This is a genomic window from Flavobacterium sp. N502540, assembly GCF_025947365.1.
Taxonomy (GTDB): Bacteria; Bacteroidota; Bacteroidia; order Flavobacteriales; family Flavobacteriaceae; genus Flavobacterium.
Genome location: NZ_CP110012.1, coordinates 3,747,075 through 3,771,213 on the forward strand (window position 1 = coordinate 3,747,075; position 24,139 = coordinate 3,771,213).

The 24,139-nt window shown below is 36.4% G+C and carries 24 protein-coding genes; 8 read left to right on the top strand and 16 right to left on the bottom strand.

All coding sequences use genetic code 11. The annotated features are described in order from the left end of the window. Nucleotides 1-631 precede the first annotated feature (631 nt). Both OLM58_RS15805 and OLM58_RS15810 read right to left on the bottom strand, forming a co-directional pair. Nucleotides 632-2,359, bottom strand: a complete 1,728-nt coding sequence (locus OLM58_RS15805) for a M14 family metallopeptidase (protein ID WP_264529691.1) — start codon at nucleotides 2,357-2,359, stop codon at nucleotides 632-634. A 238-nt stretch (nucleotides 2,360-2,597) separates the two neighbouring features. Further along, complete coding sequence (locus OLM58_RS15810; protein ID WP_264529692.1) at nucleotides 2,598-4,010, bottom strand: PLP-dependent aminotransferase family protein; 1,413 nt, start codon at nucleotides 4,008-4,010, stop codon at nucleotides 2,598-2,600. A gap of 99 nt (nucleotides 4,011-4,109) precedes the next feature. Between OLM58_RS15810 and OLM58_RS15815 the strand changes: the two genes are divergently transcribed. The 4 genes from OLM58_RS15815 to OLM58_RS15830 all read left to right on the top strand — a co-directional run bounded on the left by OLM58_RS15815 (nucleotide 4,110) and on the right by OLM58_RS15830 (nucleotide 7,684). Next, nucleotides 4,110-4,568, top strand: coding sequence for a cupin domain-containing protein (locus tag OLM58_RS15815; RefSeq protein ID WP_264529693.1), 459 nt, complete (start codon nucleotides 4,110-4,112; stop codon nucleotides 4,566-4,568). Nucleotides 4,569-4,587: 19 nt separating this feature from the next. After that, complete coding sequence (locus tag OLM58_RS15820) at nucleotides 4,588-5,469, top strand: dihydrodipicolinate synthase family protein (RefSeq protein ID WP_264529694.1); 882 nt, start codon at nucleotides 4,588-4,590, stop codon at nucleotides 5,467-5,469. A 108-nt stretch (nucleotides 5,470-5,577) separates the two neighbouring features. Further along, the gene (locus OLM58_RS15825) at nucleotides 5,578-6,927 is read left to right on the top strand and encodes a DEAD/DEAH box helicase (RefSeq protein WP_070906657.1); all 1,350 of its coding nucleotides are present in this window, start codon (nucleotides 5,578-5,580) and stop codon (nucleotides 6,925-6,927) included. 310 nt (nucleotides 6,928-7,237) lie between these two features. Further along, complete coding sequence (locus OLM58_RS15830) at nucleotides 7,238-7,684, top strand: hypothetical protein (RefSeq protein WP_017496539.1); 447 nt, start codon at nucleotides 7,238-7,240, stop codon at nucleotides 7,682-7,684. A 333-nt stretch (nucleotides 7,685-8,017) separates the two neighbouring features. Here the strand turns inward: OLM58_RS15830 and OLM58_RS15835 are convergent, their stop codons facing one another. From OLM58_RS15835 to OLM58_RS15850, 4 genes are all read right to left on the bottom strand, one after another. Next, a complete protein-coding gene (locus OLM58_RS15835) occupies nucleotides 8,018-8,596 on the bottom strand; it encodes a PhnA domain-containing protein (RefSeq protein ID WP_264529695.1) in 579 nt (192 codons plus the stop codon). Nucleotides 8,597-8,696: 100 nt separating this feature from the next. After that, a complete protein-coding gene (locus OLM58_RS15840; protein WP_264529696.1) occupies nucleotides 8,697-9,203 on the bottom strand; it encodes a hypothetical protein in 507 nt (168 codons plus the stop codon). A 13-nt stretch (nucleotides 9,204-9,216) separates the two neighbouring features. Then, nucleotides 9,217-9,675: a pantetheine-phosphate adenylyltransferase gene (gene coaD, locus OLM58_RS15845; RefSeq protein WP_017496542.1), complete on the bottom strand. Its 459-nt coding sequence runs from the start codon at nucleotides 9,673-9,675 to the stop codon at nucleotides 9,217-9,219. Nucleotides 9,676-9,805: 130 nt separating this feature from the next. Further along, nucleotides 9,806-10,777, bottom strand: coding sequence for a D-alanine--D-alanine ligase (locus tag OLM58_RS15850; protein WP_264529697.1), 972 nt, complete (start codon nucleotides 10,775-10,777; stop codon nucleotides 9,806-9,808). A 390-nt stretch (nucleotides 10,778-11,167) separates the two neighbouring features. Here OLM58_RS15850 and OLM58_RS15855 point away from each other — a divergent pair, with 390 nt between their 5' ends. The 3 genes from OLM58_RS15855 to OLM58_RS15865 all read left to right on the top strand — a co-directional run bounded on the left by OLM58_RS15855 (nucleotide 11,168) and on the right by OLM58_RS15865 (nucleotide 14,538). Next, nucleotides 11,168-11,791, top strand: coding sequence for a PASTA domain-containing protein (locus tag OLM58_RS15855; protein ID WP_017496544.1), 624 nt, complete (start codon nucleotides 11,168-11,170; stop codon nucleotides 11,789-11,791). Further along, on the top strand, nucleotides 11,781-12,824 hold the full coding sequence (locus OLM58_RS15860) for an RluA family pseudouridine synthase (RefSeq protein ID WP_264532446.1): 1,044 nt from the start codon (nucleotides 11,781-11,783) through the stop codon (nucleotides 12,822-12,824). The genes OLM58_RS15855 and OLM58_RS15860 overlap by 11 nt, the downstream gene beginning before the upstream one ends. Nucleotides 12,825-13,089: 265 nt before the next feature. Beyond that, on the top strand, nucleotides 13,090-14,538 hold the full coding sequence (locus OLM58_RS15865; RefSeq protein WP_264529698.1) for an acyl-CoA dehydrogenase family protein: 1,449 nt from the start codon (nucleotides 13,090-13,092) through the stop codon (nucleotides 14,536-14,538). 194 nt (nucleotides 14,539-14,732) lie between these two features. On the opposite strand, the gene OLM58_RS15870 is transcribed toward OLM58_RS15865, so the two are convergent. The 5 genes from OLM58_RS15870 to OLM58_RS15890 are packed head-to-tail and all read right to left on the bottom strand — an operon-like array spanning nucleotide 14,733 to nucleotide 18,757. Then, on the bottom strand, nucleotides 14,733-15,344 hold the full coding sequence (locus OLM58_RS15870; protein ID WP_264529699.1) for a hypothetical protein: 612 nt from the start codon (nucleotides 15,342-15,344) through the stop codon (nucleotides 14,733-14,735). Nucleotides 15,345-15,352: 8 nt separating this feature from the next. Then, complete coding sequence (locus tag OLM58_RS15875; protein ID WP_264529700.1) at nucleotides 15,353-16,594, bottom strand: ATP-binding cassette domain-containing protein; 1,242 nt, start codon at nucleotides 16,592-16,594, stop codon at nucleotides 15,353-15,355. Between the two features lie 18 nt (nucleotides 16,595-16,612). After that, complete coding sequence (locus OLM58_RS15880) at nucleotides 16,613-17,470, bottom strand: sulfurtransferase (protein WP_264529701.1); 858 nt, start codon at nucleotides 17,468-17,470, stop codon at nucleotides 16,613-16,615. A 47-nt stretch (nucleotides 17,471-17,517) separates the two neighbouring features. After that, a complete protein-coding gene (locus OLM58_RS15885) occupies nucleotides 17,518-18,324 on the bottom strand; it encodes a hypothetical protein (protein ID WP_264529702.1) in 807 nt (268 codons plus the stop codon). A gap of 43 nt (nucleotides 18,325-18,367) precedes the next feature. Continuing rightward, complete coding sequence (locus tag OLM58_RS15890) at nucleotides 18,368-18,757, bottom strand: DUF1398 domain-containing protein (protein WP_264529703.1); 390 nt, start codon at nucleotides 18,755-18,757, stop codon at nucleotides 18,368-18,370. A gap of 340 nt (nucleotides 18,758-19,097) precedes the next feature. On the opposite strand from OLM58_RS15890, the gene OLM58_RS15895 reads away from it, so the two are divergent. Next, nucleotides 19,098-19,790, top strand: a complete 693-nt coding sequence (locus tag OLM58_RS15895; RefSeq protein WP_264529704.1) for a hypothetical protein — start codon at nucleotides 19,098-19,100, stop codon at nucleotides 19,788-19,790. Between the two features lie 41 nt (nucleotides 19,791-19,831). Here the strand turns inward: OLM58_RS15895 and OLM58_RS15900 are convergent, their stop codons facing one another. From OLM58_RS15900 to OLM58_RS15920, 5 genes are all read right to left on the bottom strand, one after another. Further along, complete coding sequence (locus OLM58_RS15900; protein ID WP_264529705.1) at nucleotides 19,832-20,668, bottom strand: mechanosensitive ion channel family protein; 837 nt, start codon at nucleotides 20,666-20,668, stop codon at nucleotides 19,832-19,834. Nucleotides 20,669-20,758: 90 nt separating this feature from the next. Continuing rightward, nucleotides 20,759-21,196 (bottom strand): acyl-CoA thioesterase, encoded by a 438-nt coding sequence (locus OLM58_RS15905; protein ID WP_017496553.1) that lies wholly within the window; start codon nucleotides 21,194-21,196, stop codon nucleotides 20,759-20,761. Nucleotides 21,197-21,334: 138 nt separating this feature from the next. After that, nucleotides 21,335-22,369: a saccharopine dehydrogenase family protein gene (locus OLM58_RS15910; RefSeq protein ID WP_264529706.1), complete on the bottom strand. Its 1,035-nt coding sequence runs from the start codon at nucleotides 22,367-22,369 to the stop codon at nucleotides 21,335-21,337. Nucleotides 22,370-22,447: 78 nt separating this feature from the next. Next, the gene (locus tag OLM58_RS15915; RefSeq protein ID WP_264529707.1) at nucleotides 22,448-23,710 is read right to left on the bottom strand and encodes a Na+/H+ antiporter; all 1,263 of its coding nucleotides are present in this window, start codon (nucleotides 23,708-23,710) and stop codon (nucleotides 22,448-22,450) included. Nucleotides 23,711-23,726: 16 nt separating this feature from the next. Next, the gene (locus OLM58_RS15920; protein WP_264529708.1) at nucleotides 23,727-24,125 is read right to left on the bottom strand and encodes an NUDIX hydrolase; all 399 of its coding nucleotides are present in this window, start codon (nucleotides 24,123-24,125) and stop codon (nucleotides 23,727-23,729) included. Nucleotides 24,126-24,139: the final 14 nt, after the last annotated feature.

Here is a 24,139-nt window from a genome sequence, read left to right on the forward strand (position 1 = left end):
TTTCTGTTATTACATAATGGGTAGGAATTACTTCATCTTCAGTAAAAAGCAAAACCTTCAAGACTTCCCGTCACTAGAGCGAGCGTCCCGCTCGTGGCTATTTTTTTTAATTTAGTTGTGATTGATTTAGATTGTAATCTCAAGTTAATTTTAGTTTGCTGAAAACTAATGAAGATAAGAATCCGCATAAGGCTAATACAATCAAAAACAAGCTTCTTAAAGGTCTTTCGTCAAATGCTTCCAATGGAAAAATAGTGACAAGAATTAAAAGAGAAAATCCAATCAAATAAGTTTTTTTTTTCAAAAATTCCAGATAAAAATTGAATGCTAAGATTGATATAATAAAAATAGTCCCTGTGTAAAAAATAGTCAACCCAAATCCAACGTTTCTGTGTTGTATGGGATAAAAATAGTTCAGAACCATATGAATAATTATTAATCCAGCAATTTGGATTATCGAAACAAGTATTGGTCTTAGAATTTTATTAATCATTATTTGAAATATTGTTTTTCTTTATCATTGATTCTTCTGTGTACAAAGCTCTGCGATCTCAGCGTTTTTCAACTCAATCAAAAGTTAAAAAAAAACTTAGTGTTCTTTGCGGTAAAATATATGCGCCGTAAAAAAAAACTAAAGTACCCGATAAACAGGATACTGCAAATGCGCCTTTTCATAATAGGCCGAATGTTTATAAATCCAATCCAATTGCCCTTCCGGATTTTTAGCAAATTCAGGATCAGTTTGTTTTTTATTTTCCAGTTCGGCTTTTAAAGTTGAGTTTTCTTTAAGGAGTTTCGTCGCAGTATCTTCAAAAATATAACTTGAATAGTGCTCTTTTTGTTGTAAAATAGTATCGAAGAAATTCCAGTTGAAGAACGAATCAACTCCTTCGGGTTCAAAGGCTTCTAAGATGTATTTTACACCTTTTTGATTGGTTGGAATGATGTAATCTCCTTTGGCGAAAGCCATTTTAACAATTTTCGAAGTTACAGTCGTATTTCGGTGTAAATAGTGCCCTTCGTAAGCAGATGGAACGGTTTTAAAATCGGCAATTTTGTAGCTTTCCACTTCAATGATGGTGTCGTTTTTAAGTTGGGTAAACGAAATGTTATTGTTCTTCAAAAGGTCAATAATATTCCAATAACCACGCGGAATGATATAAGCAGAAGGTATAACAACCTCTTTTACTGATTTGAATTCTTTGATATAAGGAACCTCTTTTTTATACGGTTTGCTTCGATCGTAGTACAAGCGATTTCCGGTTGTAGCCTCGCTTTTTTTGTAAGCTGCTTCATAACCCAAAAACGAAAAGGTGGTAGCTTTTGTACTGTCCAGTTCCCATTTTAGGGTATAGTTTTTCTTAGCTTGATATTGTTCCAGATTTTTTACCCGGAGTTCCTTGATTTTTTGGTAATTGGCATCGGTATAATCCAAAGTCGATTTGGTGTATTCGTAGGTCATTTTTACACGTTCGGCATATTTTTTTAGCATGTGCGTTTCAACCACAAAACCGATGGTGTTGAATAGTGAAGTATAACCCGTTGTATATCGTGGACTATCGACAAACTGACCAAAACCTTTGTCAGGAGTATCTTTAAAGGAGTCTACATATGGTGTTGTTTCAATTTTCTTTTGTTGTAGATCTTTGACCAGAGCCGGCATCATTTCGCTATTCATAAAATCACCCAACACGGTTCCCAGTTTGTTGTGCTGTGTCATGATATAGGTTAATTTGTATTGATAATCAGAACCGTTACTCACATGATTGTCAATAAAAACGTCAGGATTTATTTTCTGAAAAATCTCTACAAAGCTTTTGGTATTTCGCGTATCAGATTTCATTAAATCACGATTGAGGTCGTAGTTGCGGGCATTTCCTCTGAAACCATAAATTTCAGGACCATCCTGATTGGCTCTTGTGGTCGAATTTCGGTTCAAAGCGCCGCCAATATTGTAAACCGGAATGGTTACCAAAACGGTGTTTTTCGGGGCTTTTATCTTACCTGTTGCCAGATCTCTGTAGAATTGCATAGTGGCATCGATTCCATCAGGTTCTCCGGCATGAATGCCATTATTGATAAAAAGCACTGCTTTGTTCTTTTGAATTTTATCGAAATCAAATTCTTTTTCAGGATTGTAAGTGATCATGTGTAATGGCTCACCGGAATCGGTTAGCCCCATTTCTTTAATTTGGATGGTCGCAAAATCACGCGCTAAAAGTTTATAATACTGAATCGTTTCCTGATACGAAGCGGACTGATTTCCGTTTCCTTTTTCGAAGAAAGTTTCGTATTTTTTATTGTTTTGAGCGAAAAGAGTTAGGGTGAAGAGTGAAAAGAGAAATGTAAAAAGTTTCATGGTTTTGGTTTTGTTAGCAAGAATCAAATATAGGTTTTTTGTTTCGAGTTTCAGGTTTCAAGTTTCATATAGAAATGTGATTAAACTTTGCGTAGACTTTACCGCAAAGATGCAAAGGTTTACGTAAAGTTCGCTAAGTCTATCACAAAGCTTTGGTAACTTAGCGTTTTTTGCGGTTAATCTTTTACCTTCATTCAAAACCTGAAACCTGAAACCTGAAACCTGAAACAAACAAAACTCACAACAACTTAGCAAGTTCGACGATTCCGTCTTCAATTTGTTTTTCGGTTAATGAGGCATAGCCAAGTCTGAATCCTTGTACAGGTTTGTTAAAACTAAATTTCTCAGGTGTTATTATTTTGATCCCTTTTAACAGCAGTTTGTCCGCAATTTCAGAAATATTAACTGGCGAGTTGGGAATTATCCAAAATGCCAGGCCTCCTTCGGGTTTGGTAAAAGTGGTTTTGTCTTTGAGATATTTGTTGCAAATCGTTTCAAAATAGTCGCGTTTTGCTTTGTAAATAAGGGTTGTTCGTTTGAGGTGCCTTTTAATCTCGCCTTCGTTTATGAGCTGTAAAACGGCTTCTTCCATAATGTTATCACCTTGTACATCAATTATTTTTCGGTGTTTACCCACTTTTAAAATGGTTTCACGATCACTCACCAGATATCCGATTCGTAAGGCTGGTGCAACAATTTTACTCAGTGTTCCAATGTAAACCGTGTTTTTGGCACTGCTGTAACTTGAAATAGGAAGAACAGGTCTTTGTCCGAAATGAAATTCATGATCATAATCGTCTTCGATAATGGTAAAACCGTATTGATTGGACAATTCGATGAGTTTTAATCTTCGTTTGAGACTTAGGGTAACTGTAGTTGGAAATTGATGATGCGGTGTTACGTATATTGCTTTTATGTTGCTGAACTTTTTCAGATAAGCTTCGACCTCATCAATCAGCAAGCCATCTTTGTCGACATTTACTGGGAGTAATTTAGTTCCGCTGCTTTGAAATGTTTCCCAAGCGGCCTGATACCCTGGGTTTTCGACCATTACATAATCATCTTTTGATAATAAACAGTTGGAAGTTAGGTACATTGCCATCTGGCTTCCACGTGTGATGCAAATTTGATCCGGAGTGACATTCATTCCTCTTTTAAAATTGAGCATCTGCACAATTGCTTTTCGAAATTCCAGATTTCCGTACTCGGTACTGTATCCCATGATCTGCCAACGCGATTTTCGGTTAAAAATCTGTCGGTAAGCTCTGGCGAGTTCGTTCATTGGTGCAATTCGACTATCGGGGATTCCATCATCAAAAACGATAAGAGGTTGTTTTTCTTCCTCAGTATAATTTGTTTTTTGCTTTTGATCGATGCTTTTGGAAGCCAATGGCAGAATATCGGCTACGAAAGTTCCTTTTCTTTCCAATGTAATGAGCCAGCCTTCAGCGATTAAGACGTCTAAAGCTTCAATAATAGTATTTCGGTTCACTTTTAGCAAGCCTGCAAGCTGCCGGCTGCCGGGCAGTGCATTACCGCTGTTGAGCATTCCTGTTTGAATGGCTTCGATGATTGCATCAGCGATTTGCAGATAAATGGCTTTTGCATCATTTGCGTTGAGTTGAATTTCTAATTGCCAAGGTCGTAACATCTGGACTATTTGTTTATGTTAAAACTGTATCAGTTAAGTAGTCCAAAGTTAAGATAATTTTGTGGAGCAATAATGCAAAACACAATAATTATTAAAGTTATGGAAACTAAAAAACAATTTTCTTCAAAAGATTTTCACGAAACTTTTGCCAGACCCACTTTTGTGATGCCTGAAAAATTAATTCACAAAAATGTAGAACAAGCCGGAGTTCACAATCAATTTTCTACCGAGCGAAAACACCCGGTTTTCTTCGTGAATCTTCCAAGTAAGAACGTAAGTATGACAATTGGCGGTTTATTGCCGGATCAATTAACAAACAGACATCGTCATACGTATGAAACCGTTATTTATGTGATTGAAGGGCATGGGTATACCGAGATTGAGGATGTAAAAGTAGAGTGGAAAGCAGGCGATGCTGTTTACATTCCGAGTTGGGCGTGGCACAGGCATCAAAATTTAAGCAGCGAAGCATCGGCGAAATATATTGCTTGCGAGAATGCACCGCAGCTTCAGAATTTAGGTGTGGCATTAAGAGAAGAAGAAGGCAGGGATCTTTAATTTAAAACAGTTGAAAAATATGAAAAACAATCTATTTAAGGGCATTATTGCTTATCCGATTACTCCATTTGATCAAAATGAAAAAGTAGATATTGCTTTATATAAAAAATTACTGGAGCGTCTAATTGTTTCCGGTTGTCATGCGGTCGCCCCTCTTGGAAGTACCGGAGTTATGCCTTATTTGTCAGATGAGGAAAAAGAAGCTATTACTGTGGCAACAATCGAACAGGTCAAGGGCAGAGTTCCGGTTTTGGTTGGAGTATCAAACCTGACTACTGAGAAAACTATTTATCACGCTAAATTTGCTGAAAAAGCGGGTGCCGCTGCCGTAATGATTATCCCGATGAGTTACTGGAAGCTTACAGATGACGAGATTGTTCAGCATTTTGATGCAGTAGCGAAGCAAATTTCGATTCCGATAATGGCTTACAATAATCCTGCAACAGGGGGAGTAGATATGTCACCGGTTTTATTAAAAAGACTTCTTGAGATTGCTAATGTAACCATGATAAAAGAAAGTACGGGAGATGTTCAGAGAATGCATTATTTAAAGCGGGAATTGGGCGATGATGTTGCTTTTTTTAACGGTTCAAATCCGTTAGCACTGGCTGCATTTTCTGCGGGAGCTACAGGCTGGTGTACGGCTGCGCCCAATTTAATTCCGAAATTGAATCTGGATTTGTATCATGCGATTGAGAACAATGATTTAGAGGCTGCGCAAAAAGTATTTTACAAACAATTGAATCTTTTGAAGTTTATCGTTAACAAAGGTTTGCCACGAGCAATCAAGGCAGGTTTGGAAATTCAGGGAATAGAAGGTGGTTTTTTAAGAAGCCCGTTAAAACCATTAACCGGAGCTGAAATTGAAGAGTTTAAGTTGATTTTGAAAGAATTGGAATAGTTCTCCGGATGGAATTCAGAATTTAGGTTTCAAGTTTCAAGTTTCAGGTTTTGAAATTTGGAATTTGGAATTTGAAACCTCTAAATTTATTTTGATTACTTTTGCAAAATGAATAAAAAACACCATTCCAACAATATACTTTCGAATTTAGGAATTGAGAGTCTAAATGAAATGCAAGAGGTAGCGCAGGATGCTATTTTGAACGATAATAATGTTTTACTCCTTTCTCCAACAGGATCAGGAAAAACACTAGCTTTTTTACTGCCTATTTTAGAGTTGTTACAGCCTGAAATTCTTTCGGTTCAATGTTTAATTTTAGTGCCTTCCCGTGAATTAGGTTTGCAGATTGAGCAGGTTTGGAAGAAAATGGGGACTCCTTATAAAGTTAATATTTGTTACGGAGGTCACTCTATTGATACTGAGATTAAAAATTTAAGCAATCCTCCGGCAGTTTTGATTGGAACTCCGGGTAGAATTGCTGATCATATTGACCGGGATACTTTTCGTACCGATAAAATTCAGACTTTGGTTCTGGACGAATTTGATAAGTCTTTGCAGCTTGGTTTTCATGAGCAAATGTCATATATCATAGGGAAATTAACGAAACTGAATAAACGTGTTTTGGTTTCAGCGACTTCAGATATTGAGATTCCAAGATATACGAGAGTAGTCAATCCGACTGTTTTGGATTTTATTCCGGAAGAGGAAGAAAAGACGAATCTTTCGATGAAAATGGTGGTTTCACCCGCTAAGGATAAATTGGATAGTTTGTTCAATTTGATCTGTTCACTGAAATCACAGTCCGCTATTATTTTCTGTAATCATCGTGATGCAGCAGAAAGAATTAGTGACACTTTAAACGAAAAAGGGATTTATGCGACGTATTATCATGGCGGAATGGATCAGGAGGAACGTGAGCGTGCACTGATTCAGTTTAGAAACGGAAGTATGAGTTATCTGATTACTACCGATTTGGCCGCGCGTGGATTGGATATTCCGGAAATGAAACATGTCATTCATTATCATTTGCCTTTAAAAGAAGATGAATTCACGCACCGAAATGGTCGTACGGCACGTATGCAGGCTTCAGGAACAGCTTATATTATTGTTCACGAAAGTGAAAAACAATTGGATTATATTGATTACGGGATGGAGGTTTTAGAGGTTGCCAGCACTACAGTTTTGCCAAAACCACCTCAATTTCAAACCATTTATATTAGCGGCGGAAAGAAAACCAAATTGAATAAAATAGATATTGTTGGTTTCTTTTCTCAAAAAGGGAAACTTGAAAAAGGAGATTTAGGTCTTATTGAAGTAAAGGATTTTGTATCATTTGCTGCTGTTAAATACAATAAGGTAAAAGATCTGCTTAAAAATATTAAAGACGAAAAAATGAAGGGCAAGAAATTCAAAATTGAAGTTGCCCGCAAAGTGGTCAAGAAAGAGGAGGAGAGGTAATCTTTCCGGCGCTATCTTTTTTGGCAGATGTTTTTTATGGGGATCTTTGTAAGAGTTCAGAATTTAAATGAAGTTTTACGTCTGAAATTACCATAAATCAATAGGAATTTTGCATGTTCTTAATCCTGTTTTTTGAGGTGTTTTTGTTTTTAATTAGTTGTTTTTCAGTGGTTTGTTTGGTGTTTTTACTGTTTCTTAAGGGGGTCTTGTTTAGTGGGATAACTGGGTGATAAAAAATAAGGGCGAAGGCTTTAATTTATCATATTTTCTGCGTTTCTTGTGCCCGTAAATAATAAACCCCAAATTAATTATGAAAAGAATTATTACGATTGCTATTTTGTTGTTTAGTGTTGTGTCTTTTGCACAAATTAAAGTTATTGAAACTGTACCGGTTGAAAAATTAGGAAAAGTAAATAACAACTACATTCAGAAAATTGGAGATGAGTACACGGTATACTATACCAGTATTCAAAACGATGATGAGTCGTCAAGCTTAAGAAAATTTACCTTTAAGAATGTCAACAATGATTACGCAAGTCTTTACAACATTATCATGAATGGTTTCACGGCAAGCCCTTTGTATGATATTAAATTAGAATTGCCTAATAACTATATCTGGTTACATTACACAGGAAGTGTTGTTCCGGAAAAAGCTACGGTACAATTTATGGTTTCTTCAAAAGAGGCTGCTGCTGCAACAAGCAGTGTTTCTGAGCCATTTGTAAAAGATCAGATCAATAAATTATTCCAAAAATAGGTTTAATTGTAAATCATTAAAAAAGGCTATTCAGGGTTTTGAATAGCCTTTTTTTTGTTTCAGGTTGTTTTGTTTCAGGTTGTTTTGTTTCAAGTTGTTTTGTTTCAAGTTTCAGGTTTCAGGTTTTAGCTTTGAGAATGGAAGAAAAACCTTAGTAACTTAGCATCTCAGCCACCCAGTACCTCAAAAGAGCTTTGTCCCTTTGCAACTCTGAACCTTTGTTCCTAAAATAAAATCATATTTGTTTCAGGTTTCAGTTGTGGCTTTGAGAGTAAAAACTAAAAAAAACTTAGCACCTCAGCACCTTAGCAGCTTAGCACCTCTAAAAAAAAACTATATTTTCTTCACGTATTGGGTAATAATCACGATTTGCTGACCGTCAACTTTTCCTTCAATGTATTCGGCGTTTTCATGGTCTAAACGGATGTTACGTACAGCAGTCCCTTGTTTGGCTACCATGCTCGATCCTTTTACTTTAAGATCTTTAATTAAAACTACAGAATCTCCGTGTTCTAAAATAACACCGTTGCTGTCGCGATGAACAATTTTATTTTCGTCGTCTTCGCCTTCTCCGGTCGCTTGTGCCCATGCTAAAGTATCTTCGTCTAAATACATCATATCCAGTAATTCTTGTGGCCAACCTGCGGCGCGCATACGGCTTAACATTCTCCAGGCTACAACTTGTACAGCAACGTTTTCATTCCACATACTGTCATTAAGACATCTCCAGTGGTTTAAATCAACATTATCCGGATTTTCGATTTGGTCGATACAGGTATTGCAGGCAAATATAGCTTCATTAATTCCGCCTTTTTGAGTGGGTAATACCTGATATACTTTTAGGTTTTCTTCAGCTCCACAAAGTTCGCATTTAGATCCGCTGCGTTTGTTTAATTCTCTTTCGATGCTCATTATTTGATATTTTATTTAAAAAGGCGAAACTACTTATAATTAAGATAAGTAACAAGTTTATGCGTTTGGTGTTATTCTATTTATAAAAAAGAATACAATTTTATTTTTGTAGTTCTTGTAAAAGAGAATAATGTGCGGTTTTTAAAGATCTAATTAAATTTCTTTTCTCAGATCCACCGGACATATTCTTATAGAGGCCTACCTTTTTATAAATTTTGTCTCCAATTTTATAATTAATTGTAGATACCATTGTTGCTGATGACAAATTAAAAATCCAGGAAATATCGGTTATTTCAGCATCAACAATAATTTCAGAATCATTGATTGTTTGATTTTTAAAATATTTTACTTTTAAATTGATTTTAGTTTCTTGAGCTAATTGTGATACTGATTCATAGAATGTTTCATCTATGTTTGGTCGTCTTTCAACACCCATTCTGGGACCTGATTTTTTAATGCTTTTTACACTATTTTCATTAATTGAGAATACAATTGTTTTGCCTTTGAAATATTCCTGATTAAGATTGTTTTTTGAAAAATTGCTTTTAGTCGCACAACTAAATAAACTAAATATTAATAAACAGACTACTATTTTTTGGTATTTCATATAATATAATATTTTACTTCTTCACTCTAACCGCATCCGGAACCAGCATTTCATATTCTCCGCCATGACGCAGTACATCACGCACAATGCTTGAAGAAATAAACGAAGTACTTGCTGCTGTTAGTAGAAATACAGTTTCGATTTTAGACAATTTCCTGTTGGTGTGTGCGATGGCCTTTTCGAATTCAAAATCGGCAGGATTGCGTAAGCCTCTCAGGATGAAATTGGCTTTTAGTTTTTTGGCCAGATCAATGGTTAATCCTTCATAAGTGATTACTGAAACTTTTGGTTCATCTTTAAAAGTTTCTTCTATAAAACGTTTTCTTTCTTCGAGTGAAAACATGTATTTTTTTTCGGCGTTGACACCAATGGCAATAACGATTTCATCAAATAAAGGAATTCCTCTTTTGATGATGTCTTCGTGTCCCAGTGTAATGGGGTCAAATGATCCGGGGAATAGGGCTTTTCGCATTTTTTTTGTTTTTGAGGGGCATAGGTTCAAAGGTGCAAAGGATCAGAGGCTTTGTCTTTTAATTAAAGAAACTTCATTAATTGAAGTAGCAAGTAAACCTTTGTACCTTTGTACCTTTGCCCCTTTGTGACTATTTTAAAGCTAACTCAATCGCATTGGTAAATAAATCTTCCAGTGAAATTCCTGCTGCATGGGCTTGCTGTGGAATCAAACTTTCGGTGGTTAGACCCGGAATGGTATTCATTTCGAGCATATAAGGTTCGTTGTCTACAATAATGAATTCGCTTCTGGAGAAACCTTTCATTTTTAAGACTTCGTAAGCACGTTTTGCTGTTTCGCTTACTTTTTGAGTTAATTCGTCAGAAATTCTGGCAGGAGTAATTTCCTGTGATTTTCCTTCGTATTTGGCCTCATAATCGAAGAAGTCATTATCAGATACAATTTCGGTAATAGGTAAAACTTTAATTTCTCCCTGATAATTGATTACTCCCACTGAAACTTCAGTTCCGTCAAGAAAACTTTCGATAATGATTTCGTTGTCTTCTTTATATGCTACTTCGATTGCAATTGGAAGTTCGGCTTCTGTTTTTACTTTTGAAATTCCGAAGCTGGAACCTGCTTTGTTTGGTTTAACGAAACATGGTAAGCCAACCTTTTTAACGATTTCGGCAGTATTGATTACATCGCCTTTATTTAGGTAATATGATATAGCCGTTTTGATTCCGTATGGTTTTAAAACCGATAATAAATCACGTTTGTTGAAGGTTAATGCTGCCTGATAGTAATCGCAGGAAGACTGCGGAATCCCTAATAACTCAAAATAAGCCTGCATTAATCCGTCTTCGCCCGGAGTTCCGTGAATGGCATTGAAAACACAGTCGAAAGTAATTTTTTGATCGTTTACGGTTACTGAAAAATCGTTTTTATCAATGGTAAATTCGGCATTGTTTTCGTCTACATAGACCCATTTTTCTTTGAAAATATGGATGCGGAATCCGTTGTATTTTGTTTTGTCAAGATATTGATGTACCACGTTTCCGCTGATTAACGAAATTTTATATTCGCTTGAATACCCGCCCATAATAATGGCTATGTTTTTCATTTTGTGATGTTTATGTGTTTAACCGTTTATTTGTGTATTAGTTTAATCGTTGTTTTTTGTCGGGCTGAACTTCGACTTCGCTCAGTCTGACAGTTTGTTTTATTCGTTTGTTTGTCGGGCTGAGCGGAGTCGAAGCTTCGACTTTGCTCAGTTTGACAACAGTGGCAGAACCTAAATCCCTAGCCCTGATGGAAGCGGCATCCTTTTGTGTACGCGATAGCGGACGCAAAAGATACAGCGGACAGCAGGAGAGAGCTTCTGAAAATTAAAATTGCAAAGCGCTTTATTTTCTATAAGGATAGCAATCAAACGACTTTCTTGTCTAAAACAAAATTATCATTTTTTTTGAAACGAAATAGCTTTATCTTTGCGACTAATAAAAATAAATTTATGAGTTTACGTAAGTATTTAACGAGCCGGGTATTTTTTGTGCAAGTATTAAGTGCGGCAGCTATAATTGCCGTTTTGGGTTATCTGTTTATGCATTGGTTGACTTTTACCACAGATCATGGTAATGAGGTTACTGTTCCGAATTTAGCTAAACTGACTGAGGAACAAGTAGAGTCAAAACTGGATGAACTGGACCTGGATTATGTACTTTTGGACAGCGTTGATTACCGAAGTGAATTCCCAAAATACAGTGTTGTTGAGCAGGATCCTCTGCCGGGAACAAAAGTAAAAGTGGGAAGAAAAATATATATTAAAATTAATGCATCAGGATTCTCATCCGTTAAAATACCTGATTTAATTGAGAAAACCTATCGTGAGGCGGTTCCAACTCTAAAAGCTTTAGGGCTTGAAGCAGGAACTATTACTTATATTCCAAACTTAGGAAAAGATATGGTTTTGGAGATGCGTTATAAAGGAAGAAACTTAAAAGTAGGAGATCGTGTGTTGAAAGCTTCTAAAATTGACTTGGTTTTAGGAGATGGAAAAGCAACTTATGAAGATGAAGGGCAGGCTGTAGACAGTGTAGCTGCGCCAACTACTGAAAAAACTAATGATGAGCAATAATATTGAAAATTTAGATCTGGAAGACGAATTATTCGAACACTTCAGATTTGAAGTCCCTAAAGGTCAGGCGCTTTTGCGTATTGACAAATATTTAATGAATTTGATTCAGAATGCGACACGAAATAAAATTCAGAATGCCGCGACTGAAGGAAATATTTTTGTGAATGATATTCCGGTTAAATCAAATTATAAAGTAAAACCGTTTGATGTGGTGACGGTGATGTTGTCGCATCCTCCTTTTGAAAACCATGTTTTGCCGGAAGATATTCCGTTGAATATTGTATATGAAGACGATGCTTTGTTGTTAATCAACAAAGAGCCGGGAATGGTGGTACATCCGGGACACGGGAATTATACCGGAACGCTGGTGAATGCGTTGGCGCATCATTTTGATAATTTGCCAATGAACAGCAGTGAGCGTCCGGGCTTGGTGCACCGAATTGATAAGGATACGTCCGGACTTTTGGTAGTAGCAAAAACCGAAGCGGCAATGACACATTTGGCCAAACAATTTGAAGCTAAAACCTCAGAACGCGAGTATATTGCTCTTGTTTGGGGAAATGTAGCCGAAGAATCGGGAACGATAGAAGGAAACCTTGCCAGACATTTAAAAGACCGCATGCAAATGGCTGTTTTTGCAGATCCTGAAATTGGAAAACCTGCCATTACACATTATAAAGTATTGGAACGTTTTGGTTATGTGACTTTGATTTCCTGTAAACTGGAAACCGGAAGAACGCACCAGATTCGTGCTCACATGAAGCATATTGGGCATCCGTTGTTTAATGATGAACGTTATGGTGGTCATTTAATTTTAAAAGGAACCACGTTTACCAAATACAAACAGTTTATTGAAAACTGTTTTAAAGCATTACCACGTCAGGCACTGCATGCTAAAACACTTGGTTTTGTACATCCAAATACAGGCGAAATGATGCGTTTTGATACGGAATTGCCTCAGGATTTTCAGGATTGTATCGAGAAATGGCGTAATTATGTGAAATCGCATAATGTAGATGAAGAAGAAAATTAATTGGATAATTTGTCCATTAGAAAATTAGATAATTTATTATAGAAAAAAAGCTCCTGGTGGAGCTTTTTTTGTTTTCTGTTGTTTTAAAATGATCCCTATTTTTATATGTTTTTAAAGAAATTTCTTGTGTTTTGTCTATAAAATAGTAAAAGTTGAATTAAATTAGTGCGTAGATCTAAAGAAAAAAGAGAAATATTTCAGGTTTTATTTTAAAAATAGAGACCGAAAGAATAAAAATTTTATGACTTAATAAACCCAAATTATTATGGAAACAAAATCTACCAGAGCAAAAACCGATGAGAGTAAAACCTATCTCTCAGTATTAGAAAATCTGATTAAAGAAAATTATAATTCTGCTACATTCCCAAACGTTTCATTTCCTCGTGATGATTGGGCTAAATTATCAGAAAAAGGATTAATGCTTTCTATGATTCAGAAAGAGTTTGGCGGACGATACAATCACGAAGAGCTTTGCGATATTATTGAAACAATAGCAAAGTATAATTTGCCGTTGGCCATGTACACCATGATTGTTACAGCCTTATTTATGAGGAATGTTGCAAAGTATGGTTCTGAAGAGCTTAAACAAGAGGTTCTTACAAAGTTTAGTTCAGAACCTTTGGTGGGAGGTTTTGGTCTAACGGAGCCGTCTTGTGGATCAAATATGGCTAGAATGAAAACCACTTTTGAAGAAAAAGAAGACGGTTATGTATTACGGGGTGAAAAGCATTGGCAAGCCTTTAGTGGTACTGCAGATTGGTGGGTGATTGCGGCAAAGAATAGTAAAAACGCTAAGGATTTTGGTTATTTTGTTGTCAAAAGATGCGAAGGATGGAGTTTAGTGGAAAAGTACGATGCTTTGGGACTAAAAGCTATTGATTACGGAAGGAGTAAAATTGATGCTTTTGTACCTAAATACAGACGGCTAAATGTAACTTATGAAGGCTTGACAGCAGCCGTCGATATGCTTTGTGGTTCTCGTTTGAGTATGTGTGCAATGGCAAGTGGTTTTATATCAAGAGTATATGCTGAAACGAAAGAAAGGACTAAAACAAGGAACATGGGTAACGGTGTTTTGTTTGATGTTGGATACGTAAAATACAAGCTTAAACTTTTAACGGCGAACAAAACGATTACAAAAGCCTTATTCGTTTATTTAAAATACAAAACTGACTTCAGAGCCGTTTTGTTAGATCATTTTTTTGAAGCACAGGCCATCAAAGTTTTGGCAACTGATAAAATGCTGGAAAGTGCCCTGAACTATCAGCAGCTTTGCGGGGGAGAGGGTTACAGACGGGATTCGCCAAGTAACAATGCGGCTTATGCCTTGCTTGATTCTCGTGTTTATACTATTTTCGACGGCACAAATGATTTGTTAAGCCAGCAGCTTGCCGAGTTTTGTGTAAAGGAAAGTAAAGACGGTGATGTGGTGAAGTTTTTATCTGAATTTGAAAAAACTAAAAACGGAATGATACAGATTAATTTTGATTTATCCGTTTTGAATAATAATGATACGCAAGAAGAAAGAGTAATGAACGGACAAATAATTTCAAGAATATTTGGACTTCAATGTCTGGAAGAGGCTCTGGAAGCAACGGAAAAACACTTTGAATACGGAGATTTTCGAAATGCGGTTCTCTTTTTAAATGCTGATATAAAAAAGACAATAGCTGAAACTGAAATTTTAAAGAATAATTGTCTGGCCTGTATGTGATTAGGTAATTAGATAATTAGATAATTAGATAGTTAGATAGTTAGATAGTTAGATAGTTAGATAATGGATTATTAGTCAATTAAAAAAGTTGTAAAAAAAACTCCAATTTTGGAGTTTTTTTTAGATGAAGCCTCAGCACCTCAGCACCTCAGCACCTCAGCACCTCAGCACCTTTGAAACTTTGCGCCTCAGATTTACAAACTTTTAATAGCTAAATCAGTTATATGAGCTTGTCCGTTGGTTAGAAACCCCAGTCTTCCTTGTTGGCTTAGATTACTTTTTTCAAGAGAACATTCTAAGAAAGTTTCGTTATTAACAGCAAAGTACAACTGATTGTTTGAAACTCTGATTTTTACCGCATACCATTTGTTGTTTTCCAGTTGCATTGGTTTTTTAAATAAGGTTGGTCCGCCACGTTTTGAGTATTCATCACTGTTTTTATTGTAAGCGCCTCTTCCAATCACGATATTCTGATCGATTGTGTATAAGTAAGTTCGAATGTAATTTTCCTGATCGATATTAAGCATGACTTCAAACAAAGATTCTTTGACGATGTTTACTTTAAAGTCGATTTCATAATTTTTTGGAAGCTTCTTTTCGGATTCGATCACGCCCCAATGCATTGGTCCTCCGTTTCCGGTTAAGGTATCGTTTTGGAGTCTCCATTCATTGGAATTAAAACTCCAATCGGATTTTAGCGCGGCAGTTTTTGTGATTTGATATTCTTTTTTTGCAGTCGAAATAGTACTGGAACAGGAAATCAGTAGCATTGTGGATGCTAGAAAAGTAAGATATTTAATTTTCATTTTTGTTTTTAATTTAACTCTGAATGGTATTTGATTTTACCGATAGATCCGGTTGGAGTTGGCAAAAGTTCAAATACCGAAGTAGGAGCGAGGCCATTTTCTATACGGTGTGAAACGTACAGAATGCTAACATTTGTTTCTTGTTTGATGGTGTTGATCAATTGAATGACCAAGTCGACATTTTCATCGTCAAGACCTTCTACGGGTTCATCGAGAATCAATAATGGAGGATGTTTTAAAACGGCTCTGACAATTAAAGCGACTCTTTGCTGTCCTATCGAAAGGTCAATGAAGCGTTTTTTTCGCAAGTGGCTCATTTCAATTACTTCGAGCCATTGTGTTACCGTTTGTTTTTGTAAAGTAGTGGGTTCAATATACAATCCGATGGAATCGAAAAAACCGGAAAGAATCATTTCTTCCAGAGTATGTCCTTTTTGAAACAGGTCAGTCATAGAAGTTGCGAAAATTCCAATTTGCTTTTTAATGTCCCAAACACTTTCGCCGCTTCCTTTTTTTCTTCCAAATAAATACAAATCCTGACCGAATCCCTTTGGATTATCGCCCGTGATTAGAGATAAGAGGGTGCTCTTTCCTGAACCGTTCGGACCAACCAGCTGCCAGAATTCCCCTTGTTTAATCGTCCATGAGATGTTATCGACAATTTTTCTTTCCTCGTAACTTACCGAGACTTTATCCATTTTGATTAAAACACTTTCGTGAAAAGAGTGCGGTTCAATCGCTTTGGGAATTGCTGCTGTGTTTAAAGTTTTAAAATGTTTTTCGTTTTTTGAAATCGGATGCAGTGCAAAGGAATTGTCTTTAATCGATGCTTTATTCGGAACAAAATCAAGTACATCTGCTACGCGATTGACCAATTGAATGATTGCAATGTTATCGGTTAATCTTTCCAGAGATTTTGCTAAAGCAGCACGTGAGGCCAGATCTAAATGATCGAAAGGATTGTCAAAAATTATGAAATCAGGTTTTTGATTGATGCAGTATTTCAGAAACTCTTTCTTACGTTCGCCCGAAGAAAAAGTTCTTAGTTGTCTGTGCGATTCAGGAGCTGCTTCAACAGTATCGTATTGGTATTCTTTTTCGATGAATTTCTCGATAGCGATGTCTGAGAACAAAATACCTTTTTGAGTGTTAAAAAGGGCTAATTCTCCTTTGGCTTCCCCTAAAAGTAAAGTGTCTATAAAAGCTTTTTTATTGACCTGATTTGATAAAAGTATATCCCAATGCTGCATTTTTGTATCTTAAAGTAATTATTCAGTTGGTTTAGTAGCCATTTCGCGATCGTTACGCGACCATTCGCTCCAGGAGCCTACATATAGTTTAGGGATGGGTATTCCGGCATAATCCATAGCCAGTAAAGTATGACAGGCAGTAACTCCTGAACCGCAATGGACGATAATATCTGCTGTTTTTTTATCACCGATGATTTGGGAATATTTCTCCTTTAAAATTTCAGGAGAATGGTAAAAACCGTTTGCGTCTAAATTTTCACTAAACGGAACATTAATCGCACCCGGAATGTGTCCTGCAATCAAATCCAGAGGCTCTGTTAAACCGTCAAATCGATTTTTATCTCTTACATCAATTACAATGTTTTTGCTGTTATTTCGGGCTCTTTCGACCTCTTCAATGTCAGCAGTTTTTAACGTCCATTTTGAAATAGGATATTTTTCAGTCGTTTTAAAAGTTTCGATTTCGGCATTTACTGGAAAACCTGCTTTTACAGCTTCGTGTAAACCGCCATTTAAAACCTGAACTTTTTCATGTCCTATCGCCCGAAGCATCCACCAAAAGCGAGCTGCTGCGTTTGATCCGTTTTTATCATCATAAATTACAACGTGACTTTCAGGTGAAATTCCGGTTTTCGAAAGTACCTGAGAAAATTTCTCTATGGACGGTAAGGGATGTCTTCCGCCGTTTGAAGGATCGGTTGCCACGGTTGCCAAGTCCTTGTTCAAATCGATATAACGTGCTCCTTTAAGATGTTCACTTCGATAATTTTCTTCTGCGTTTATTCCTGCTCTGGCATCAATGAGAATGATTTCAGATGAATTAGAGAGTTGTACTAATTCTTTAGGGGTTAGGATCGGTGAAAGTTTAGTTGTCATCTTAAAAAAGTTTATTTTTTTAGAATTCTTGTACAAAAGCGGGATATTTAGTCTGCGAAGGCCTGTGTATAAAAAATTAAAAAAGTATGGTTTGTTTTATCATATCGCAAGCAATCCCAATTACTATAAACAGAACTTGTAGCAAGACAAAGGGTATTTGACAGATTGGTTCTCGAAACGTTTTTTGCAAAGGATCCATGGTCTAATGCAAAATCGTCGTCTTTTGACAGGTCTGTAATTTTAGCCGCAACATAGGTTTCTAAATAATTATCGGGATGTTCTTTAAGAGCGTCTTCATTGTAAAATAAAAATTCATCCGCAAATTGATAGTCGAGTGATCTGGTAAAAACAATATCAGAATTTCCATCTGCAAAACCGTTTTCGACCTTTATGTCTTTGTATAATTCAGCATATTTATAAGTTAGGCCATTATAGAGCAAAATCGAGATTTTTGTCTTCTTCTTGTCATAAACTATAAAAACAAAATCATTACTGTCGTTCTGGAATAGATTTCCTTTGGCCATAGAAAGTAATTCGTAATTAGGATTTTCGCTAAAAAAAGCCTGTTGTTCTTTGCTTAGTTTTTGAATCCATTTATCATGAATAACTGAAAAAAGTTTTTTTTCTGAAAACTGCTTTAACTGCTCTTTATGTAGTTTGATATTGGAGGCAAATTCAGGATTGTCATAGGTTGAGATCTCATAATTTGGGGAACCGGCAGGTTTACTTTGTGAAGGTGTTTTTTGTGCACTTTCTTTTTTAGTATGTTCGGGAGTGTTTGTTTTGTCTTCCGTTTGTTTTGAATTGCAGGCAAATAATAATGTAAGGCAAACGAGGGCGGCTATATTTTTCATTAAATTCGGTTCTTTTGGGTCGTTTTGGTTTTAAGATTAAAAATTAACTTGGAATTTTCTCGATTAAAATTTCATTCTCCCCTTTGTCAAAATAAGTACAGGTCATTTCTATAATATCGACTCTCCACTTGGCTATTCCACATTGCGCGGCGTGACGGCAAAAAGTAAGGTAATCGGTCTGACCATCCTGATGCATCACTAAAAATTCGATAAAACGTTCTTTGCTCGGAACCAATTCTACTTTTATCTCGTCGTATTTTTCGTCAGCCGTTACATGATAATTGTTTACTCCGTAGTATTCCACATGTCCGTCATGCACGAAAGTATCATAGCCTTTTACGCCTAAAATGATTAAGTCCTGAATATAATTAGGGAAGTCAGCACCGGTTTGTACTTTGGCATGTGCTTCTTTGATTTGCTCTATTGTAAACATATATCTTAATTTTAAATGATGTGAATTAGAAAGAATAATTATATTAATTTTTTAGGTGTTTCCTTGAGTCTTGTATTAAGCAATCTCTGTTTTCTTTTTCAGAAACATATAAAAAATGTAGTTAAAAAGGGCTTGGTTATTAATTCAAAAATACAATTTATGATTTTAAAATGGAATTGAAAATGCAATAAATAATAAAATTAACAAGAGGGAGAGTTCTTGTGTATTTTCCGAATATGGTATTTTAACGAGTATTTTTGTCGTTTTAAAGATTTTTTTTCAATGTGTTATTTTTTGTAAGTAATTTAGCTCAAAATTATTTGTATCAAAATTAAACATCATGAAAAGAATATTATTTTTGTTTTTAATTTCTTGCCCCGTATTTGCGCAGGAGATGAATACATTTGATTTTGCTGTGATAAATTCGACTGTGATTTCGCCAAATATTGATCTGGACAAGGGGAGAAGTGTCGTTGCAGGTAATGAAAATCAGTATTCTGCTTATTTTCAGTATGCACTTACGATGCGCCAGGATGATATTATTTTTGGGGCAGGTATTAATAAATCTGAATTGGACCGAACCTACGTTGGTTATATTGGTAAGATGTGTGATAAGTTTCGGGCAACAATCTCTGTGGGTTATGTAGAATCCCAAAGCGGATATGACGGAACCTATACAGGCTTTAGTGTATCCTGGCATTTTAGTGAGAATACTTTCATTGGAGGAAGTCTGGCAAATTTACATTCCTCCAGTATCCATAATGGCACCGATGAGGGGTTTAATTATTACAACAAACTGGCTCCGAAAATTTTTGGGAGCTATGAGATTATTCCCAAGCTTATTGTTTTTGGACAGTTAAACAGCAGGGTTAATGACATTGCACTGAAGTATCAGAATGCTCGTTTCTCGGCAGGAGGATTTTATTCCGGTCATGGAGAAGGGGGGATTTTCGGAACGGTTAACGTGGGGCGTTTTGCGGTTTCCTGCAGTACTACTTTTGATAAAGTTAATTTTGGGCTCAAGTTTCAATAAAGAAGTTCTGAATTGCAGTCTAAAATTATTAAGCGAATAAATTACCTTTTCAGCGTTACTACCTGCTGTGGATAAGGAATATCAATGCCGCCTTCGTCAAAACGTTTTTTAATGCTTTGAAGCAAATCACAATAGAGGATAAAACCATCGGTAGAGTTTTTTGCCCATGCCCATGCTTTTAAGGTTACACTTGAGTCTGCCAGCGCTACTACACGAGCGACAACCAAAGGGGTATTTTGTTTTTTGCTTTCGGCAGTTCGGGTATCGATAAAAAACGGATGTTTGGCAATTTCGTCTTGCATGATTTCTAAGGCCTTCTCAATATCAGACTGGTAACCAATGCCGATTTCTATGATTTTGCAGCATTTGGTATCGTGCATGTTGGTGTTGACAATAATCTGGGCGCTGATTACAGAATTTGGAATGATGATGCGGTTGTTTTCGGCATCTTTCAGAACCACTTGTCTTAGATTGATATCTTCTACGGTACCCACAAAATTGTTGATGGTAATTTTATCGTTGATGCGAAAGGGTTTAAAAATAACAAGAAATATTCCGCTTACAATATTGCTTAAGGCTTGTTGGGAAGCCAGACCGGCAACAATTGAGATTACTCCGGCTCCTGCCAGAACGGAGTGACCTATTATTTTAAATTCGGGAATTTGAATTAACGCAAAGGCAAATCCTAAAATATAAATTACAGTAATGATCAGGTGTTTCAGGAACTTAAAGCCGGTAGCATCATATTCTTTATTGGCCTGTTTGCGATACAAAAAATAACGAAGTACCTTATCAGTAACCGCACCAAGAATTATTGTGACAATGGCTATAATAGCAATGAAAATTCCTATTCTAAAATCTTTTAAGTAGTCGATCATAGGCTTTAAGTTTGAAAAAAATCCAAAAAACGACTTTTGTTAGAATGTGCTTTTTGGATTTTTGTAATTTATATCAGATTGGATTTTGCTTTAAAGTCCAACAAAATCATCACTTTTTGGGAAGATACTTAATGCTTCGATAGCAATTTCCGGCGTTGGAGAAGCTAATTTACGAAGTTTAGTGTCCATCCAGGCTCCGTCAACTGTAATAACAGCACAAAGCGTATCGTCTTCTCTTCTAAATTCATGAATGATTGACCAGCGTGAAGCATCGGCTTTCATTTTTGAGGTTTTGGTATGAATAAATATCTTGTCGGAAAGTTTTAGTTCTTTTCTGAAAATACATTCTTCTCTAAACAAAACAGGTCCAAAACCCTGTGTTTGCATTACTCTTAAAGTTAAACCCAGTTCTTCAAGGATTTCAATACGATGCTGTGCACCAAAATCGTAATAAGCACTGTGACGAACGTGAAAATTGGGGTCAAGATCTGACCAGCGAAAAGAGATTTCTTTAATAAATGAAGCCATTTTGTAATTGTATTTTAATTGAATAGGATTGATTGAGGGAAGTTAATTTCTGCCGAAAATCAATCCTTTTTAGAAAATCGAAATTACAAATAAAAAACCAAATGATTCGTGGTAAAGAAGAACTATTGCTGTTAAAACCTAATGCTTCAGACTTAAATTTGATTCTTCGATTGTTGAGATTGTAATATCCTCCTCTTTTAATGACTGAAGAAAATCTGCTGCGTCAAAAACTTCTCCAATAGTGGTGACTCCTGTTTTTATGGCTTTACCGGATAGTATTCTGTTAACTGTTTCAACCACAAGCGGCGCAGTAACGGCATAAATATCCTGACCCTGAGCGATAATTGTTCTTTTGATGTTTTCTTTTGTTGCTGTAACTTCCAGACAAAAATGCTGTGACGACCTGTTTTTGTGATCGGTGGGTTTAGGTTCGGGTGTGGCAGCATTTCGAAGATCATCGAGTGAATTTTGACTGAGATATGTATTGATGGTATTGACTTTTAAATGACGTGAAATGGTAATAATTTCTGAAAGGGGCAACGCAACCACTTCTTTAATTCCAATAGGATTTTTAAAGTCCCATTTAAAAGGTATGCCGGGTTGAAGGTCTTGCAGGTGATGGTCTTTCAAAGTTAGTCTGGTATAATGATTTCGGTCTCCTGTTAGTCTTGTCCCTTTTGTGGGATGCCAGGAATCCAGACCAATGTAGAGGTTGATTTCGTCGATCTGATCCCAATCCTGAGTGATTGCGGTACTTAATAAATCACCTAGTCCGCCATAAAAAGCAGCGGCAGGAATGACAAGAATTTTGGCCAGTTTTGCCGGTTCAGAAAATTGTTCGAAGATGTCCAATACTGATTTTTGTTCGGCAGTCAGATCAATATAGTGAATGCCTAACCGCAAAGCCGATTGAATGATGGGATCGGCTGTATCTAAGAACGGACCGGCGCAGTTGATGACCATTTTTGCTTGGGCAAATGCAGTGTCTAATGATTCCGGATTATGGATGTCCGCCGCTTTTAGGATCGCTTCCGGGTAATCCTGATTTAAAAGAGTCAGTTTTTCGTGATCTCTTCCGGAAAGAATAAGGGATTGACCCTGTCTGTAAAGTTCTGCAACGATAAATTTTCCGGTATGTCCGTAAGCGCCATAAATGGCAATGGTATTTTTCATAAGTTGGAATTTTAATTATATTCGTTTAAGGAGCTGATAATTAGTTTAAACGAATATAATTAAAATTTTTGATGCAGCTTATTTTTCTTCCCGAACCCCTAATTTTTTGACGATCCACGGAAGTGTAAGTCCTTGTCCGACTATGGTTAAAAGTACCACAGCAACAGAAATGAAAAGTATTGCATTTCGCTGTGGGAAAGGAGTTCCGTCTTCCAGAAATTTCGGTAATCCCAGGGCGATGGCCAGGGAAACGATACCTCGCATTCCGGACCAGCTAATGATAAAACTGTTTTTGGAATCTAATAACGAATGTTCGCTGACTTTTCGTCTTTTTCGGTCATTTTTCTGAAAGGCTTTCTGCAGATTTATTTTTTGAAAAAACACCCTTACCATTCGGGTTAGTAATGCCACGATAGTTATAATTACAGCATAACCGATGTAAGGCAGAATCATATTGTCGTCGATATCTTTTAGGATGTATCGAAAGTTAAGTCCGATCAGGATAAAAATTAATCCGTTTAAGATAAAAATAATGACATCCCAAAGATTTTTAGAATTGTTTCTGAGACTCTCCGGAAAAATTTTCTTGCTGAAACGGGCGATTGCCAATCCCAAAAAGACAACAGCAATTACTCCTGAAACGTGCAGATGCTCCGCAACTAAATAAGTGACAAAGGGCATCAGAAGCATAAAACTTACAGTAACATTTGTGTTTTTACGGACTTTGGTCAGAATGAAAGCTAAAATTTTGCCCATAACAAAGCCTACTAAAAAACCTCCTCCCAGCAAAATCACAAATTGGAGTGTTGCTTTCCATATAATAAATGCCGAACCCATAGCTGTTGCAACAGCAAACCGATAAGCCACCAGTGCAGAGGCGTCATTGATTAAGCTTTCTCCTTCGAGTATGGTAATCGTTTTTTCGGGTATTCCCAGGCCTTTCGTTATGTTTACTGCAGCAACTGCGTCAGTAGCCGAAAGTATTGCCCCCAATACAAAAGACAGTGGCCAGGTCATGCCGGGAATCATATAATGTGAGACTACAGCGATCCAAAAGGTAGTAAGAAAAACTAATGGTATGGCCAATGTGCTGATAGTGCTAAGATTTGTTCTGAAATGCTTTGGAGAGATGTTAAAGGAAGCATCATACAATAAGGGAGGTAAAAAAATCAGAAAGATAATCTCAGGATTAATTTCGATCTCACTCATTGATGGAATAAAACCAATAGCAATCCCGACAATAACCAACAATATAGGATAGGGGAGTTTTGCCTTATCAGCAAATGCCGAAAGCCCTATGACAATGGCAAGAATAAAGATGATGATGCTATAGTTTTCCATTCTGTTTTTTTTATTATTAAACGAGCAATTCGCTTTCTTTTAAGTGTTTGAATATGATCTTGTCAACCTCTGATACGACGTCGAGATCTTTGTAATTTAGCCATTTAATTTCAGCTATTTCATTACTTTCTTTTGGCGTTCCAGTATAGTCAGCCTTATAGCAGGTCATTTTTACAATAATTCCATCTGCATGTCCGTCAGACTGCGCTTTGAAAGTTCCAACATATTCGATAGATTCCGGTAGGATTTCAACACTTAATTCTTCCTGAATTTCTCTAATTAAAGTTTGTTCGTCGGTTTCGTTATCTTCTCTTTTTCCGCCCGGAATATAATATTTGTCTTTCCCTCTTGATTTTGTGCTTAGAATTTGGCCATTTTCGACTTTTATTAATGCGATTTTATCAATTTCAATCATCAGTTTATTTTTTA

What these genes read in the sequence shown, in the direction of transcription:
- OLM58_RS15860 (WP_264532446.1), top strand. Translation starts at nt 11,781, where the DNA reads ATGAGCAATAATATTGAAAATTTAGATCTGGAAGACGAATTATTCGAA.
- OLM58_RS15810 (WP_264529692.1), bottom strand. Translation starts at nt 4,010, where the DNA reads ATGTTACGACCTTGGCAATTAGAAATTCAACTCAACGCAAATGATGCA.
- OLM58_RS15835 (WP_264529695.1), bottom strand. Translation starts at nt 8,596, where the DNA reads ATGAGCATCGAAAGAGAATTAAACAAACGCAGCGGATCTAAATGCGAA.
- OLM58_RS15830 (WP_017496539.1), top strand. Translation starts at nt 7,238, where the DNA reads ATGAAAAGAATTATTACGATTGCTATTTTGTTGTTTAGTGTTGTGTCT.
- OLM58_RS15815 (WP_264529693.1), top strand. Translation starts at nt 4,110, where the DNA reads ATGGAAACTAAAAAACAATTTTCTTCAAAAGATTTTCACGAAACTTTT.
- OLM58_RS15900 (WP_264529705.1), bottom strand. Translation starts at nt 20,668, where the DNA reads ATGATCGACTACTTAAAAGATTTTAGAATAGGAATTTTCATTGCTATT.
- OLM58_RS15890 (WP_264529703.1), bottom strand. Translation starts at nt 18,757, where the DNA reads ATGTTTACAATAGAGCAAATCAAAGAAGCACATGCCAAAGTACAAACC.
- OLM58_RS15855 (WP_017496544.1), top strand. Translation starts at nt 11,168, where the DNA reads ATGAGTTTACGTAAGTATTTAACGAGCCGGGTATTTTTTGTGCAAGTA.
- OLM58_RS15850 (WP_264529697.1), bottom strand. Translation starts at nt 10,777, where the DNA reads ATGAAAAACATAGCCATTATTATGGGCGGGTATTCAAGCGAATATAAA.
- OLM58_RS15895 (WP_264529704.1), top strand. Translation starts at nt 19,098, where the DNA reads ATGAAAAGAATATTATTTTTGTTTTTAATTTCTTGCCCCGTATTTGCG.
- OLM58_RS15910 (WP_264529706.1), bottom strand. Translation starts at nt 22,369, where the DNA reads ATGAAAAATACCATTGCCATTTATGGCGCTTACGGACATACCGGAAAA.
- OLM58_RS15880 (WP_264529701.1), bottom strand. Translation starts at nt 17,470, where the DNA reads ATGACAACTAAACTTTCACCGATCCTAACCCCTAAAGAATTAGTACAA.
- OLM58_RS15865 (WP_264529698.1), top strand. Translation starts at nt 13,090, where the DNA reads ATGGAAACAAAATCTACCAGAGCAAAAACCGATGAGAGTAAAACCTAT.
- OLM58_RS15825 (WP_070906657.1), top strand. Translation starts at nt 5,578, where the DNA reads ATGAATAAAAAACACCATTCCAACAATATACTTTCGAATTTAGGAATT.
- OLM58_RS15885 (WP_264529702.1), bottom strand. Translation starts at nt 18,324, where the DNA reads ATGAAAAATATAGCCGCCCTCGTTTGCCTTACATTATTATTTGCCTGC.
- OLM58_RS15840 (WP_264529696.1), bottom strand. Translation starts at nt 9,203, where the DNA reads ATGAAATACCAAAAAATAGTAGTCTGTTTATTAATATTTAGTTTATTT.
- coaD (WP_017496542.1), bottom strand. Translation starts at nt 9,675, where the DNA reads ATGCGAAAAGCCCTATTCCCCGGATCATTTGACCCCATTACACTGGGA.
- OLM58_RS15915 (WP_264529707.1), bottom strand. Translation starts at nt 23,710, where the DNA reads ATGGAAAACTATAGCATCATCATCTTTATTCTTGCCATTGTCATAGGG.
- OLM58_RS15820 (WP_264529694.1), top strand. Translation starts at nt 4,588, where the DNA reads ATGAAAAACAATCTATTTAAGGGCATTATTGCTTATCCGATTACTCCA.
- OLM58_RS15805 (WP_264529691.1), bottom strand. Translation starts at nt 2,359, where the DNA reads ATGAAACTTTTTACATTTCTCTTTTCACTCTTCACCCTAACTCTTTTC.
- OLM58_RS15875 (WP_264529700.1), bottom strand. Translation starts at nt 16,594, where the DNA reads ATGCAGCATTGGGATATACTTTTATCAAATCAGGTCAATAAAAAAGCT.
- OLM58_RS15920 (WP_264529708.1), bottom strand. Translation starts at nt 24,125, where the DNA reads ATGATTGAAATTGATAAAATCGCATTAATAAAAGTCGAAAATGGCCAA.
- OLM58_RS15870 (WP_264529699.1), bottom strand. Translation starts at nt 15,344, where the DNA reads ATGAAAATTAAATATCTTACTTTTCTAGCATCCACAATGCTACTGATT.
- OLM58_RS15905 (WP_017496553.1), bottom strand. Translation starts at nt 21,196, where the DNA reads ATGGCTTCATTTATTAAAGAAATCTCTTTTCGCTGGTCAGATCTTGAC.